Origin of the sequence: Pseudarthrobacter raffinosi, assembly GCF_023913735.1 — a bacterium.
Classification (GTDB): Bacteria; Actinomycetota; Actinomycetes; order Actinomycetales; family Micrococcaceae; genus Arthrobacter; species Arthrobacter raffinosi.
Window position 1 is genome coordinate 185,489 of the sequence record NZ_JAMXBH010000003.1, and the last position, 13,826, is coordinate 199,314.

Below are 13,826 nucleotides of genomic sequence, written 5' to 3' on the forward strand. Positions count from 1 at the left end.
CCGGCTGTGCACAGTCTCAACTAGCCCGGCATCTGCTGGACGCGGAGCCGGAAATTTCCCATGGGCTACGGCGAGACCGCGCATGGGAACCACCAACCAGGCAGCAGAGCCTAACAGCGCGTCCTCAGTTGCGCGGTTTCGTCAGGGCAGAGACCCGGCCCGTGCCGTCGTAGCCTCCCGCAGGGGCCTTGAGTCCGTAGATGCTGCCAACGGTGGGCGCGACGTCGACGGTCCGGGCAGCCTTGGAGGACACCGATCCTTTCACTACCAGCGGGCTGCCGCCTGATACGAAGAAGGGAATGGGCTCTGTGGCGGGGTGACCGTGGTTGCCAGGGATCGGGTTGGATGCGACGTACGGATCGGAGAAGCGCCAGCCCGCCCGGCAGTATGCCACCAGGTCTCCGGCCTCGTCGCCCAGCCGCAGGTCCGCCGGCTTGTTGACCGAGAGCACGCCCTCATGGGCTCTGACCAGCTGTTCGACGGCGGCCAGTCCGGCCATGCGGTCCGGTTCGGGGCCGGTCCAGTAGAGCAGGTCCGCGCCGCCGTTCTGGGCAATCGTGATGTTCGACTGCAGCTCCGGACGGGACTGGAGGATGAGGTTGATCGAGATGAGGTTGCTGGGGATGGACCAGTCCATGGAATGGTCGGCGAGGACCACCACTACGCTGGAGTCCCATTTGCCGGCGTTCTTGAGGTGGTCGATGAAGCGCCCCACCTGCAGGTCTGTTTCCGCCAGGGCAGCCTCACGCGCCGCCCGCAGCGTGGTTCCGGAAAGGTCTGAGTGGCCCACGCGGTCGATGTCGCCCAGATTGGTGAACACAAAGTCCGGGTCCGGCCCGTTCACCATCGCCAGCAGGGCGTCCATGGTGGCGGCGTCGGGCGCGTGGCCGGTTACGGGAAGCACTGGCTGGGGTTCCCACCGATAGCTGGCGCGGGCACCGAAGATGCCGTAAAGGTACTTCTTGCTAAGCACGGAGCCGGTGGTGAGGCCGAGCTCCTGCAGCCGCTCCAGGAGAGTCGGGAAGTGCAGGTCCGTGGGCCGGTCGAGGTTGCGGACAACGCCGTCGGTCCGGTCGAAGATGGAGTTGGCCGGCACGCCCGAGCGGTCCGGGCGGACACCCGTCATCATCATGACGTGGTTGGGGATGGTCTCCATCACCGGCAGGGAGCGTGCCGCCGGGAAATTTGTGCCTGCATCGCGCAGTGCAGCCAGCCTCGGCGTCAGCGCGGGCGTGATTTCGTCCGGCCGGCAGCCGTCCACCACCAGCACGTAGCTTCGGGTCCGTCCAGCGGCGGGGGCAGCCCAGGCGGTGCCCGGTGCCGCCGAAAGGACGACGGCGGCCCCGCCGGCGGCGGCGATTTGCAGGAACTGCCGGCGTCCCGGCGTCGAAAGTCTGCTGCTGGCGGGCGTGCCCTGCTGCGGTGAACGGCTCATTGGAGTCCTCCCTGCGTCGGGGTGACTTTGCCGGAGTTGGCTTGGACGTTGAATGACGTGGACAGTGTGGAGCCTGAGTTGGCGGAGGTGCGTTCGGCGAGGACGTACCAGTCCATCCGAACGCCGGCGGCGGTCACGTCGAGGACGGAGTAGCCGTGCGAGTCGAAGTCCAGGTACTTCACATGCGGGTTGGCCGCCTTGATGGCGTTCTCGACGCCGACGGATCCGGTCCGGGGCGGAACGTTCAGGATGTCGTCGAGGTTGTCGCTCGTGACGGAGGTGCAGACCAGTTCCGCGGCAACGGAATCGCCGGTGGCCGGGTAGCTGGCCGGGTCGGCGGGGATGTCGCATGCCCAGCCGGAGTGGATGTCGCCGGTGAGGAACACGGTGTCCTTGACGGCGTTATCCCGCAGGTGGCGGACCACGCGGTTGCGGTCCGCCTCGTAGCCGTCCCATTGGTCCACGTTATAAGGCACGCCGCTGATGCTCGTGCCGCCCATCAGCTTTTGGACACCGGCCAGTTCTGCGGTGTTCAGGGTCGAGGGAACGCGGACGGGCGCAATCATGACGGGATTGCCCACAAGCTTCCATTGCGGGCCCGTGGACTTGAGGTTGCCCAGCAGCCAGTCCATCTGAGCGGCGCCGGTGATAGTGCGGGCGGGGCTGCTGATAGAGGGATCCGCACCGTTGGCGGCCTGCTGGTCACGGTAGGAGCGCAGGTCCAGCATGGACAGGCTGGCGAGGGAGCCGAAGTCCAGGCGTCGGTACAGTTGGCCCCCCGGCTCATAGCGCACGGGCATCCATTCGGTGTAAGCCTTCTGCGCGGCGGCGACGCGCTCGCTCCACGCGCCTTCGGCGCCCTCGGTGTGGTTTTCGGCGCCGCCCTTCCAGGCGTCGTTGGCCGATTCATGATCATCCCAGGTCACGATGAACGGGGCGGCGGCGTGCAGGGCTTGCAGGTCAGGGTCGGTTTTGTACTGGGCGTGACGGCGCCGATAGTGCTCGAGCTGTGTCATTTCGTGGGCGGGTTCGTGGGGGCGGACGACGACGTCGCGCGCCTGGTATTCGCCGGGCCCGTATTCGTAGAGGTAGTCGCCGAGGTGAAGCACGGCGTCGAGGTCGCCGCGGGCGGCGAGATGCCGGTAGGACGAAAAATAGCCCGCCTGCCAGTTGGCGCACGACACGACGCCGAACTTCAGCCGGTCCACGACCGCACCCGCCGCGGGGGCGGTGCGGGTACGGCCCGCCGGCGATACGGACTGTCCCAGCGTGAAGCGGTACCAGTAGTTGGTGGCGGCGGCCAGCCGGCCGGCGATGACCTTGACCGTATGGTCCCGGGCCGCGCCGGTGGCGGCAGTACCCCTGGCCACGATCTTCTTGAAGCCAGCGTCCGCAGCGATTTCCCAGCCGACGGACACATCCGGGCCCAGCCCGGTGCCTGGCAGCGCTGCGGGCGCTGGTGTCACGCGGGTCCAAAGCAGCACGCTGTCCGCCATCGGGTCTCCCGAGGCGACCCCGTGGCAGAAGACGCCACCATGGGAGGCGGAAAAGCCACTTGCTGCGGTGCCGGAGACCATGGCCCCAGCCACGGCAGCGACCCCTGCTGAGCGCAGAACTTGACGACGAGTAAAGTTAGTCATGCCTTCCAGTATCCGCACGCTCAAAGGGTCAAGGGGCGGCTTTTTGACCTGGTTAGCCAGACGTTCACCCAGTGTTTTCCGTGGCGCAGTCCATATCCTGGCTTATCCAGCACTAGGGAAGCGAGAGGTTCTCCGCCCACATCCCCTCGCTGGTTGGCATCCGCAGTGGATTGACGAGGCCCGCCGTGCCGGCCCGGTCACTGGCCCAGGGTCATCAATCCACTGGCGCAGCCGCAGGACCGGCGAATGATGAGCTCTGCGGGGAGGAGTTGGACCTTGCCGTCGGAATGGTTGGCAGAGAGCGCTGCTTCGGCAATCTGGTCGATGGGCTGCTGGACAGTTGTGAGCTGAGGCCAGCTGAGCTCCGATTCAGGGGGTTCCGTTTGGGTCCGTCTCAGCTGCTCACAGTTCCTCAAGGCTCATTGTGGATCCAATGGACGCCCGTCGCTTTCCGCTCCCGGCTCTTGCCTCGGGCCCCGCGATAGACTGGGCGTCGCGGCGATCAGGAGGGCAGCCACGGCCACCGCGGCGCTCAGGATCAGGCCCGGCCGGTACTGTTCCAGCATCGCGGCCGCATCGACGGCGGCACCTGCCTCGGGCGCATTGCCGTGACCGCTCACCATTGCCGTGGTGACGGCCAGCACCAGGGCGGCGCCGACCTGGGTGCTCGTCTGGATCAGGCCTGCGGCCAGGCCTTGCTCGGCATCCCGGATGCCAGTGGTGGCCTGGACGTTGATGGACGGGAAGGCCAGCGCGAAACCGACGCCCAGCAGCAGGACGGACGGCAGAATGTCGGTCACATAATTGGGCGAGGTCCCTACGCGAAGGAACAGGACGTAGCCAAGCGTCAACGACGCCAGTCCCGTCAGGATCAGCCGCGGGGCGCCGAATCTCTCGATGAGCCGGTCCGCGAAGGGTGCGCTCGAGGCAACCAGCAGGCCGGTCGGGAGCAGCGCCAGGGCCATGCCAAGGGGGCTCCATCCCAGCACGGACTGCAGGTAGAGCGTCAGGATGAACTGGAAACTCAGGTAGGAACCGAACAGCCCCACCGCGCTGAGGTTTGCCCGGGCAACCCAGCCTTCCTTGAGGATGCTGAACCGGATCAGGGGGTGTTTGACGCGGTTTTCGATCACGGCGAACGCTGCCAGGACTGCGGTGGAAGCCACGAATCCGGCGATAGTTGCCACAGATCCCCAGCCGTTCCCCGGCGCCGAAACCAGTGTGTACACCAGCCCCAGCATGCCGCCCGCGAGCGTGATGGCGCCCCAGACGTCATGCCCGCTCTCTGGTTCCCCGTCTGCGGCCTTGCCTGCGGCTCCGTCCCGGGGGATGTACCTCAGGCCAAGGATCACAACGGCGACTGCCACCGGAACGGAGACCAGGAAGGTCCAGCGCCAGCTCAGGGCGGTCATGAGGCCGCCTACCACCAGGCCGAGGGAGAATCCGCTGGCGCCGAACGTGGTGAAGATGGATAGGGCACGGTTGCGTTCGCGCCCTTCAGCGAAGTTGGTGGTGATGATCGAGAAGGCGGCGGGAGCCGTGAATGCGGCGGCCAGGCCCTTGACGAAGCGGGTCGCGATCAGCAGGGCCGGGTCATCCACCAGCCCGCCGAGCAGGGATGCTGCGGCGAAAACGCTGAGCGCAATCAGGAAGATGCGCCGCCGGCCGAGCAGGTCCGCCATGCGACCGCCCAGCAGGAGCAGGCTTCCGTAGCCGAGTACGTAGGCGGAGACGATCCACTGGAGGGATTCGGTTCCGAGATGAAGTTCGGTGCCGATCGAGGGCAGGGCCACGCCGACCATTGATACGTCCAGTGCGTCGAGTGCCAGGACGGTGCACAGGACCAGGAGGAGCATCCATTGTGCGCGGGTCCAGCGCACAGCTGTAAGCCGGCCTCCGGCTGATCTTTCAAGGGTGGAAGTTGAAGTCATGGCTACAACTTATATGACACGTCATTGAATGACAAGGAATATTATGACGTGGACTTTTAATTCGTCATGAACTAGAATCGCTGCATGGCAACACCGCAGGACCGCCAGCTGGTTGATCAATGGCGCGGCATCCAGAGCACCTACTTCCGCACCGCGGCCGCGATCGACCGTGCGCTGGAATCGAAGTTCAGCATCGGCCTGACGGAGTTTGAAATCCTGGACCTCGTGGCCGAAAGTACCGATGCGGCATGCCGCATGAAGCAACTCGGTGAGCGCACGCCCATGACTCAGAGCGCCATGTCCAAGGTGGTGGACCGGCTCGACAAAGCCGGACTCATTTCCCGCCAGTCCTGCGAAGATGACCGGCGCTCGCTGTTCCTGGAACTCACCGACGCCGGCCGCGCGCTCCACCGGGAAGCCGCCATCGAACACCGCGCCCTGCTCAGGGAAAACCTGGGCAACGACTAACCGTCAGCCCTTGCCGTCCTGGCCGGGATCTTCTTCATCCGGGCCCCACTGACTGCGATTCTGGTGAACACGCTGTAGCCGTACGACGCCGGCCCGCACGCGAAGTAGGGAGAGTTCGGGGCCGTGGGTTAGCTGCGAACGGGACGGAGGCTGCGGAGCTTGGAGGTGACGTCGTCGGCGGTTGCCTCGATGCCTTCCTGGGCTGCCTCCACGGCAAGGATGGATAGTTGACCCAGGGTACTCACGTCGCTCCACGTGGTCCACCATCCGATTCCGCATGCTTTCGCGGGACGTTTGCCCGCTGACCGCCTATGTCAGCGGTCAGCAACAATTCTTCGACGCGCGCGATTTAGACTGCACCCATGTCTGAAACTGAACGAACCACAGACCCGGTCTTCGAGGCTGCCTACGAGGCTGCACAAAAGAGCCTCCGAGAGGGCGGCATCCCGATCGGTGCTGCCTTGGCCAGAGGCGGGGTGGTCATTGCCAGCGGCCACAACAAGCGTGTCCAGCATGGCGATCCAATCGCCCACGGCGAGATGTCTGCTCTGCGGGCTGCCGGACGCCAGAAGAGCTACCGGGACACAACCCTCTACACCACCCTGGCGCCGTGTGCCATGTGTGCCGGGACTATCATCCAATTCAAGATTCCGCGCGTGGTGGTGGGCGAGGCCGAGACGTTCCCCGGCGAATTCGAACTTCTCCGCTCACGCGGCGTCGAAGTGGTGGTGTTGAATGATGCCCGATGCGTCGAGATGATGCGCACCTTCCAGGACGAACACCCTGAACTATGGGCGGAGGACATCGCCGAGTAAGGACCTCGCTGCACATCGCCAAGTTACGCCATAACAGCCATCAGCACGCGTGGCAGGACCGACATGTCAGCCTGCGTCGCACGCGCGCTTGTCCGTGGGCCTGATATTTGAGAAGTCTAAGGCGGGTGTCAGTCCGCGCACTGCTGCTTTCATCCCCAGGGGCTCCCTGACACCGGAGGTGGCGACGGTGATCAGGCGTTTGATGAACACGCTCTATGCAAGCGACCTCGCGGCCGCGTGGTGCTGGTGGGCGTCCCGACGCCGGACATGTTCCTTGAGCTGCCCCTGCTGGACGTTTTCGGGCGGGCCAGTAGAAGGCGCTCCGCCCTCGAAGAGGAAATGTGCAAGGTCCGCGCGGATATGCGCAGGAATGTACATAAGGGCGAAAAGCGCAGAAACGCCTGATATCTCGCCCTGCGCCGGAGGTCCCTGGCGGGCCTTTCCGTAGGGAACGGGCCAAGGTTGTCGCGGCCGCCGAGTCAAGTGACGGGGACGACGCGTCCGGTCCGAGGTCGGTAGCTGGCAGTACCCTTCGCAGCCTGGTCGCAACCTTTGAAGTTCTAGCATGGGGGCCAGGACGAAGACGTCTGTTTTCCAGAGGAGTGACCATGACTGTTTATGTACAGCCCGGCCAATCAGGATCCAAGGTCCAGTTCAAGGACCGCTATGAGAACTGGATCGGCGGAGAATGGGTGGCTCCAACGACCGGCCGATACATCGAGAACGTTTCCCCGGTGAACGGAAAGCAATTCACCGAGGTGGCCCGCGGCGCCGCCGCGGACGTTGAGCTCGCACTCGATGCCGCGCACAAGGCCGCACCGGCGTGGGGCAAGGCTTCGGCCACCGAGCGCGCCGCCGTGCTGAACAAGATCGCCGACCGGATCGACGCGAACCTTGAGATGCTCGCCGTCGCCGAATCGTGGGACAACGGCAAGCCGATCCGCGAAACGTTGAATGCGGACATTCCGCTCGCGGCGGACCACTTCCGCTACTTTGCCTCCGCCATCCGCGCCCAGGAAGGACGGCTGTCCCAGCTCGACGACGACACCACGGCCTACCACTTCCACGAACCCCTCGGCGTCGTGGGTCAGATTATCCCGTGGAATTTCCCCATCCTGATGGCCGTCTGGAAGATGGCTCCTGCCCTGGCGGCCGGCAACGCGGTGGTGCTCAAGCCCGCTTCCAACACCCCGGCCTCCATCCTGGTCCTGGCGGAACTCATTGCGGACCTGCTGCCTGCGGGCCTGCTGAATATCGTCAACGGCTTCGGGGCGGAAGTGGGTAAGCCGCTGGCCTCCAGCCCCCGTATCCGCAAGATCGCGTTCACCGGCGAGACCTCCACCGGGCGCCTCATCAGCCAGTACGCCAGCGCAAACCTGATCCCGGTCACGCTGGAGCTCGGCGGCAAGAGCCCGAACATCTTCTTCAACGACGTCGCGGACACCAACGATGCCTTCTACGACAAGGCACTGGAGGGCTTCACCCTGTACGCCTTCAACCAGGGCGAAGTCTGCAGCAGCCCGTCCCGTGCCCTCGTCCAGGACGGTATCTACGATTCCTTCATGGCTGATGCCGTGGCCAGGACAGAACAGATCATCCAGGGCAACCCGCTGGACACCAACACCCAGATCGGCGCCCAGGCCTCCGTGGGCCAGATGGAGAAGATCCTCTCCTACATCGACATCGGACTCGAAGAGGGCGCCAAAATCCTGGCCGGCGGTGCGCGGACGGAGCTTGACGGGGACATGGCTGGCGGTTTCTATGTCCAGCCGACCATTTTTGAAGGTCAGAACTGGATGCGGATCTTCCAGGAGGAGATCTTCGGCCCGGTAGTCTCCGTGGCACGCTTCGGCGACTACAAGGACGCAGTCAGCATCGCCAACGACACTCTGTACGGCCTTGGCGCCGGCGTCTGGTCGCGCAACGGCAACGTGGCCTACCGTGCCGGCCGCGAGATCCAGGCCGGCCGGGTGTGGGTGAACAACTACCACGCCTACCCTGCCGGGGCAGCGTTCGGCGGCTACAAGTCCTCAGGCATCGGCCGTGAAAACCACTCCATGATGCTGGACCACTACCAGCAGACTAAGAACCTCCTGGTCAGCCACTCAGAGAACAAGCTCGGCTTCTTCTAGAAGCACCACCCTTGTCAGGCACGCCCGCACCTGACCGCCCGCTGCACCATAACTACCGGTAGCAGCACAAAAGGCCCGGGACGACGGCGGGACCTCCCGCCGTCGTACCCTGCTTGAGGGCACCACCGACAAAAAAGCGGCACTACGAAGGGACATCTGAATGACCAGAATGCTGATTATTGGCCCGCCCGGTTCGGGCAAGGGAACGCAGGCGGAACAGATCTCCGAACGCCTCGGCGTTGTGGCGATCTCCACCGGCGACATCTTCCGCGCCAACGTCAAGGGCGAGACACCGCTGGGCGTGGAGGCGAAAAAGTACATGGACAACGGGGATTTCGTTCCTGACAGCGTCACCAACGAAATGGTCAGGTCGCGCCTCAGCGAGGATGACGTGGACGCCGGCTTCCTCCTGGACGGCTACCCCCGGACCACGGCACAGGTGGACTATCTTGACTCAATCCTGGCCAACGGTGACCAGAAGCTCGACGTTGTCCTGCAGCTGACCGCTGACGACGAGGAGCTGGTCACGCGCCTGCTGGGCCGTGCCAAGGAAACCGGCCGGAGCGACGACACGGAAGCCGTCATCCGGCACCGGCTGGACCTGTACCACGAGCAGACCGAGGCCGTGGTGGCCAAGTATGCCGGCCGCGGCATCCTGACGAAGGTGGACGGCATCGGCGGGGTCGGCGAGGTCACGGACAGGGTGATGAGCACGCTCGGAGATCTTCTTAGGGTCTCCGCCGTAATCGGACGGTAGTACTCAACCGCCCGCACCGCTGATGAGTAGCGGTGATCGAGCCTGTCGGAAACCACCACCGGAATCCGACAGGCTCGACCTGGCTGTACGGGCGAACGCACGGCTCGTCGCCGTCATCGCTCGCTGGCGGACGGCGGCACTGGCCAATTCCTGGGTGCGGCTAGGCGGGGGCCAGAGCCCGCACCGAGTTTCGTTCCACGGTGGGACAGTGGATTTTTGTGGGGTCAGCGGCCGGTGCTTCTTCAAGGCCCAGCAGCATCCGCACTCCGGCTGCGCCCAGTTCGTAGTGGGGGAGAGCCACGGTGGAAAGTGGGGGCCGGACGTGGGCGGCGATGACTTCCTGGTTATCGAATCCCACCACTGCTATGTCCTCGGGGATGGAGAGCCCGTGCTCGCGTAGCCCGTCGTATAGCCCCATTGCCATTCGGTCGTTGTAGCAGTACACGGCAGTGGCTTCGCGCTTGAGGAGTTCCTCGGTCGCTCCGTACCCGCCTTCCTGGTCTGGGTAGGCTTCCAAAACCAGGCCCGCGTCGAACGGGATGCCTTCCGCTTCCAGCGCTTCCCTGTAGCCCTGGAGTCGTCCGTCCTTAGCTGGGGCCGGGATGGTGGCGTTGATGAAGGCGATCCGGCGGTGACCGTGTTTCAGCAGGATCTCCGTGGCTGAACGGCCGCCCTGTATTTCATCCGGGACCACGGCCCGGGAGCCTGGTTCTGTGGAAAAGCAGTTGACGAGGACGAAGTCCGACTCTTTAAGGGAGGCCGGGATGTCCGTGGGCCGGTGGAACCAGGTGGAGTAGAGGATTCCGCGCACCTTGTATTCGAGCATCATGGCAATCGCGTCCGTCTCCAGCTCGCGGTTGCCTTCGGTGTTGGCGATGAGAAGTGCGTAGCCGTGCTTCCAGGCTTCATCCTGGGCGCCGTGGATGATCTGGCCGGCAAAAGGGGTGGTGGCAATGGCATCGGCTACGAGCCCGATGAACCGCGAACTCCCGCTGACCAGGGTTTGCGCCATGGCATTCGGCCGATAGCCCAGGTCCCGGATGGCGTCCCGCACGCGCTGGCGGGTTTCGTCGGATATCCGGGCAGTCTTTTTCTTGTTCACTACCAGGGAGACGGTGGCAGTCGAAACGCCCGCGGCCTCGGCTACCTGCCGGAGCGTGACGGGTTGAGGGCGCCCGGGACGTTCGAGGGGTGCAGCCGCACCCAGCGGTGTGACCGAACTATTCTCCTGCGAATTCATGAGCCCTCCTTGAGGAGTATATCCGGCTGTTCCTGCTGTCATCCCTTGCTCCCCCCGCTCTCCAGGCCTTGGATCATGGCTTTGTTCAGCACGAGGAAGACCAGCAGCAGGGGCGTGATGGTGATGCAGACAGCGGCAAACGTGGCCGTCCAGTTTTGGGTGTACCCAACTGGACAGTGGTCGAAGAGCCATCCCCAAGCCGAGGGTGGAAGACAAGAGAAATCGGACTCTCACGTCAACAAGACCCGCCCCGATGTCCCAGTAGCCTGCCTCGTCGGCGACGATCGGGTCTCAACCTGCGTAACTTCGGCCTAACTCTGTTCAGAGGTAGGGCTTGCCCCAAGTTCCATCTGCTGCGCCTATTGCTCCATGTGGGAGCAGCTGCGCACGGGAACGGGCTTGGAGGCTTCGTCTTTGCGAACAGTTGGGCGTGTGCGCTCAGGTGCACGTGGCTCCTGATTTAGCATGCAGCTGATTAGCACTGGATCTTTCAAAACCGGAAAAGCGGCTCGATCTGAACGCGAAGGCGCTCGCGGAGTTTTTCCCAGAGATCCTCTGGGCGGAATCCGCGCGCCGGGGTGCGCAGAACTTCGTGGATGTAGGTTCCGTTGCAATTCTGCGCAACGACCAGGGAGTCGACGTCGGCGCTCAGGTACCCTGCGTCCCTCGCGTTGTCGAGGATGGCGGCGATCAGAACGATAACCCGGTCGCCCTGAGAAATGCTTTGGGCCCCAAGCTGGCTTCCGGCCTTGAAGCCGTGGTGCAGGTAGCTCGTGACGTTCTCCGGGTCGGTTGCGTAGAACCGGGCGCGTGCACGGAAGATGGCGTAGAGCCGCTCCACATAGTCCCGCGCGGTGGAAGTATTGGCGGCAAGTTCCTTGTCCGCGTCCTCGATGGCCTGGAGCGTCATATCCATGCGCTCGCCGATAACCAGCAGCAGCAGCTCGTGCTTGTTACTGACGTAGCGGAAGAGGGTGGCCTCTCCGACCCCGGCAAGCTCGGCCACTTCCTTGGTGGTGGTGTGCTCGTAGCCCCGCTCGTTGAAGAGCTGTTCTGCTGCGGCGCGGATGTTCTGGTAGCGCTCGATCCGGGCCTTCTCACGCAGCCCGACGGGAGCACCAGAGGCGGTGGCCTCCGAAGTCATCGTCTTCATCCTTTATTAACGCCCCTATCAGCGGTTAGGTACCGGACGGCCGTTCGCAGCCGCCGGGTTGCAGTTCTGGTGCCGATAACACTCAATTGAACATCACGATCTGGCGGATGGCGTTTCCATCGGCGAGTTCATCCATCGCCTCATTGATCTTGTCCAGGGTGATCACCGACGAGGCCAGCTTTTCGACGGGCAGCCTTCCTTCGCGCCACATCTGCGCGTAGACCGGAATATCCCGGGCGGGCACTGCGGAGCCCAGGTAGGAACCGACGATGGTGCGGGCCTCGGCCGTAATCCCCAGCGGTTCAATGGATGACAGCGCTCCCGGAGCCGGCAGTCCGACCGTCACCGTGGTGCCGCCGGGCGCCGTGGCTTGTACCGCTGTTTCGAAGGCCCGGGGGTGGCCGGCCGCCTCGATGACGAGGTGGGCCCGGATGCCCAGTTCCGCGGCCTCGGCAGGCGAGTACGTTTCTGTTGCCCCCAGTTCCCGCGCTGTGATCAGTTTCTCCGGGTTCGCGTCGATGCCGATGATCCGGGCGGGTTCAGCCCACGCTGAGGAGACTGCGACGGCGGTCAGCAGCGCTGCCATGCCGACGCCTCCAAGGCCGACGATCATGATGTTCTGCCCCTCCTGGGGGTTTCCCGCGTTGATGACGGCCCCGCCGCCGGTCAGCACGGCGCACCCAAGAAGTGCAGCGACCGCCGGCGGCACGTCGCTTCCGACCGGAACCACCGAGCGACGGTTGAGCACGGCATGGGTTGCAAAGCCGGAGACTCCGACGTGGTGACGGACCGGCTGGCCGGCGCGCGTGAGCCGGATGGATCCGCCGGGCAGTGTTCCGGCCCCGTTGGATTCTGTTCCGACGCTGCAAGGCAGCTTGCCCCCGGTGCAACAGTTGGGGCACTCCTCGCAGCGCGGCAGGAAAACCGTGACCACGCGCTGGCCCGGTTCGAGGTCATCGACACCCGCGCCGACACTGACGACCGTACCGGCGGCCTCGTGGCCGAGCAGCATGGGCAGGGGACGGGGGCGGTCGCCGTTGACGACGGAGAGGTCCGAGTGGCAGATGCCCGCAGCCTCCATCCGGATCAGGACTTCCTCGGGCCCTGGCCCGGCAAGGTCAAGCTCCGCAACGGAAAGCGGGCGGGACTGGGCGTACGGACGGGGGGAGCCGATGGTCTCAAGGACCGCGCCGGTAATCTTCATTGTTTCCCTTCCAGGGATTGTGCTTCGTATCACTCTTATGCTTTTATGAGAGTGTAATCCGCACGGAGTGCACTTTCAATATCGCGCGATGCGCGTTTCCTGCACCCGGTCGGATCCCCTCATCGCTATCAGCACCGGCCAGTCAAATTCGAAGGGATTGGAATTGAAGATTCATCCAGATGCAAACGAGGGTGCCGTCCACGTCGGGGGCCTCTCGGTTCCTTTCCACGACACGCTTGCGCCGGAGGACTCGCGGGACACTGTGGTCCTGGTCCACGGAACGGGTGGAAGCGCCAAGACTCATTTCCGTACCCTCTTTCCCATGCTCGCCGCCAGGTACCGTGTCCTGGCCCTTGACCTGCAGAGCCCCGACGGGGAACTGACCCTCGGTGGATTGTCGGCGCAGGTCGCCGCTGTCATTGACCAGCGCGCTCCTGCACAGCCGGTACATGTCGTCGGCTACTCCCTGGGAGCCCTGGTCGCGGCCGACCTCGCCGCTTCCCGCCCCGAGAGCGTGTCAAGCCTGACCCTGGTGGCCGGCTGGGTCAGGGCCGACACCCAGCAGCGGCTTCGCAACCGGATCTGGAAGCAGCTTTTCGAGTCGGACCAGGATCTCCTGCGCGAATTCGTCACCTGGACAGCCTATGGACACCCGTTCCTGGCCGGCCGGGGCGAGGCCGATATCCGGGCCCTGGTTGATGCCCGGACCTTCCCGGACGGGATCGCCGGACAGATGCGGCTCAACGCCGTCGCCGATCTGAGTGGCAGGCTTGCAGCGATTACCGCTCCGTCCCTGGTCATCGCCGGCGCCCACGACCAGATGGTGCCGGCCCGGCAGACCCAGCTCCTCTTCGGAGGCCTTCCCAATGCCCGCTACGCGGTCATCGACAGTGGTCACGCCGTCCCGCAGGAGCGACCGGCCCAGCTGTTCCAGCTCATCAACGAATTCGTGACGGACCCCGCCGCTGCTCCTGCGGGCGGGATCCGGGAAGCACTCTTTGTCTAGCCCGTCGGGACCAGCACACAACAACACACACATTGGAGGAACAGT

11 protein-coding genes and 1 pseudogene are annotated in these 13,826 nt (G+C 64.6%); 5 read left to right on the forward strand and 7 right to left on the reverse strand.

Annotated elements, in window-relative coordinates; translation table 11 throughout:
* Positions 1-124 precede the first annotated feature (124 nt).
* The 3 genes from NG698_RS04165 to NG698_RS04175 form a co-directional block, all read right to left on the reverse strand.
* The gene (locus NG698_RS04165; protein WP_252608206.1) at positions 125-1,435 is read right to left on the reverse strand and encodes an alkaline phosphatase family protein; all 1,311 of its coding nucleotides are present in this window, start codon (positions 1,433-1,435) and stop codon (positions 125-127) included.
* The gene (locus tag NG698_RS04170; RefSeq protein ID WP_252608208.1) at positions 1,432-3,075 is read right to left on the reverse strand and encodes an alkaline phosphatase D family protein; all 1,644 of its coding nucleotides are present in this window, start codon (positions 3,073-3,075) and stop codon (positions 1,432-1,434) included. Before NG698_RS04170 ends, NG698_RS04165 begins: the two co-directional genes overlap by 4 nt.
* 419 nt (positions 3,076-3,494) lie before the next feature.
* Positions 3,495-5,006, reverse strand: a complete 1,512-nt coding sequence (locus NG698_RS04175) for an MFS transporter (RefSeq protein WP_252608211.1) — start codon at positions 5,004-5,006, stop codon at positions 3,495-3,497.
* An 84-nt stretch (positions 5,007-5,090) separates the two neighbouring features.
* Between NG698_RS04175 and NG698_RS04180 the strand changes: the two genes are divergently transcribed.
* The 4 genes from NG698_RS04180 (at position 5,091) to NG698_RS04195 (ending at position 9,178) form a co-directional block, all read left to right on the forward strand.
* On the forward strand, positions 5,091-5,474 hold the full coding sequence (locus NG698_RS04180) for a MarR family winged helix-turn-helix transcriptional regulator (RefSeq protein ID WP_252598947.1): 384 nt from the start codon (positions 5,091-5,093) through the stop codon (positions 5,472-5,474).
* A 362-nt stretch (positions 5,475-5,836) separates the two neighbouring features.
* The gene (locus NG698_RS04185) at positions 5,837-6,289 is read left to right on the forward strand and encodes a nucleoside deaminase (protein WP_252598946.1); all 453 of its coding nucleotides are present in this window, start codon (positions 5,837-5,839) and stop codon (positions 6,287-6,289) included.
* Positions 6,290-6,897: 608 nt separating this feature from the next.
* Positions 6,898-8,421: an acetaldehyde dehydrogenase ExaC gene (gene exaC / locus NG698_RS04190; protein WP_252608213.1), complete on the forward strand. Its 1,524-nt coding sequence runs from the start codon at positions 6,898-6,900 to the stop codon at positions 8,419-8,421.
* Positions 8,422-8,590: 169 nt separating this feature from the next.
* The gene (locus NG698_RS04195) at positions 8,591-9,178 is read left to right on the forward strand and encodes an adenylate kinase (protein WP_252608304.1); all 588 of its coding nucleotides are present in this window, start codon (positions 8,591-8,593) and stop codon (positions 9,176-9,178) included.
* A gap of 160 nt (positions 9,179-9,338) precedes the next feature.
* Here NG698_RS04195 and NG698_RS04200 read toward each other — a convergent pair whose 3' ends face one another.
* From NG698_RS04200 to NG698_RS04215, 4 genes and pseudogenes are all read right to left on the reverse strand, one after another.
* Positions 9,339-10,418 (reverse strand): LacI family DNA-binding transcriptional regulator, encoded by a 1,080-nt coding sequence (locus NG698_RS04200; protein ID WP_083510369.1) that lies wholly within the window; start codon positions 10,416-10,418, stop codon positions 9,339-9,341.
* A 38-nt stretch (positions 10,419-10,456) separates the two neighbouring features.
* Positions 10,457-10,573, reverse strand: a pseudogene (locus NG698_RS04205) (carbohydrate ABC transporter permease); the annotation flags it as partial.
* A 335-nt stretch (positions 10,574-10,908) separates the two neighbouring features.
* A complete protein-coding gene (locus tag NG698_RS04210; protein WP_252608215.1) occupies positions 10,909-11,562 on the reverse strand; it encodes a TetR/AcrR family transcriptional regulator in 654 nt (217 codons plus the stop codon).
* A 91-nt stretch (positions 11,563-11,653) separates the two neighbouring features.
* A complete protein-coding gene (locus NG698_RS04215; RefSeq protein ID WP_252608217.1) occupies positions 11,654-12,775 on the reverse strand; it encodes an alcohol dehydrogenase catalytic domain-containing protein in 1,122 nt (373 codons plus the stop codon).
* A 163-nt stretch (positions 12,776-12,938) separates the two neighbouring features.
* Between NG698_RS04215 and NG698_RS04220 the strand changes: the two genes are divergently transcribed.
* A complete protein-coding gene (locus tag NG698_RS04220) occupies positions 12,939-13,781 on the forward strand; it encodes an alpha/beta fold hydrolase (RefSeq protein WP_252608219.1) in 843 nt (280 codons plus the stop codon).
* Positions 13,782-13,826: the final 45 nt, after the last annotated feature.

Bases quoted from the DNA above. Each gene is read 5' to 3' on its own strand.
- NG698_RS04165 (WP_252608206.1), bottom strand. From the start codon at position 1,435: ATGAGCCGTTCACCGCAGCAGGGCACGCCCGCCAGCAGCAGACTTTCG.
- NG698_RS04170 (WP_252608208.1), bottom strand. From the start codon at position 3,075: ATGACTAACTTTACTCGTCGTCAAGTTCTGCGCTCAGCAGGGGTCGCT.
- NG698_RS04175 (WP_252608211.1), bottom strand. From the start codon at position 5,006: ATGACTTCAACTTCCACCCTTGAAAGATCAGCCGGAGGCCGGCTTACA.
- NG698_RS04180 (WP_252598947.1), top strand. From the start codon at position 5,091: ATGGCAACACCGCAGGACCGCCAGCTGGTTGATCAATGGCGCGGCATC.
- NG698_RS04185 (WP_252598946.1), top strand. From the start codon at position 5,837: ATGTCTGAAACTGAACGAACCACAGACCCGGTCTTCGAGGCTGCCTAC.
- exaC (WP_252608213.1), top strand. From the start codon at position 6,898: ATGACTGTTTATGTACAGCCCGGCCAATCAGGATCCAAGGTCCAGTTC.
- NG698_RS04195 (WP_252608304.1), top strand. From the start codon at position 8,591: ATGCTGATTATTGGCCCGCCCGGTTCGGGCAAGGGAACGCAGGCGGAA.
- NG698_RS04200 (WP_083510369.1), bottom strand. From the start codon at position 10,418: ATGAATTCGCAGGAGAATAGTTCGGTCACACCGCTGGGTGCGGCTGCA.
- NG698_RS04210 (WP_252608215.1), bottom strand. From the start codon at position 11,562: ATGACTTCGGAGGCCACCGCCTCTGGTGCTCCCGTCGGGCTGCGTGAG.
- NG698_RS04215 (WP_252608217.1), bottom strand. From the start codon at position 12,775: ATGAAGATTACCGGCGCGGTCCTTGAGACCATCGGCTCCCCCCGTCCG.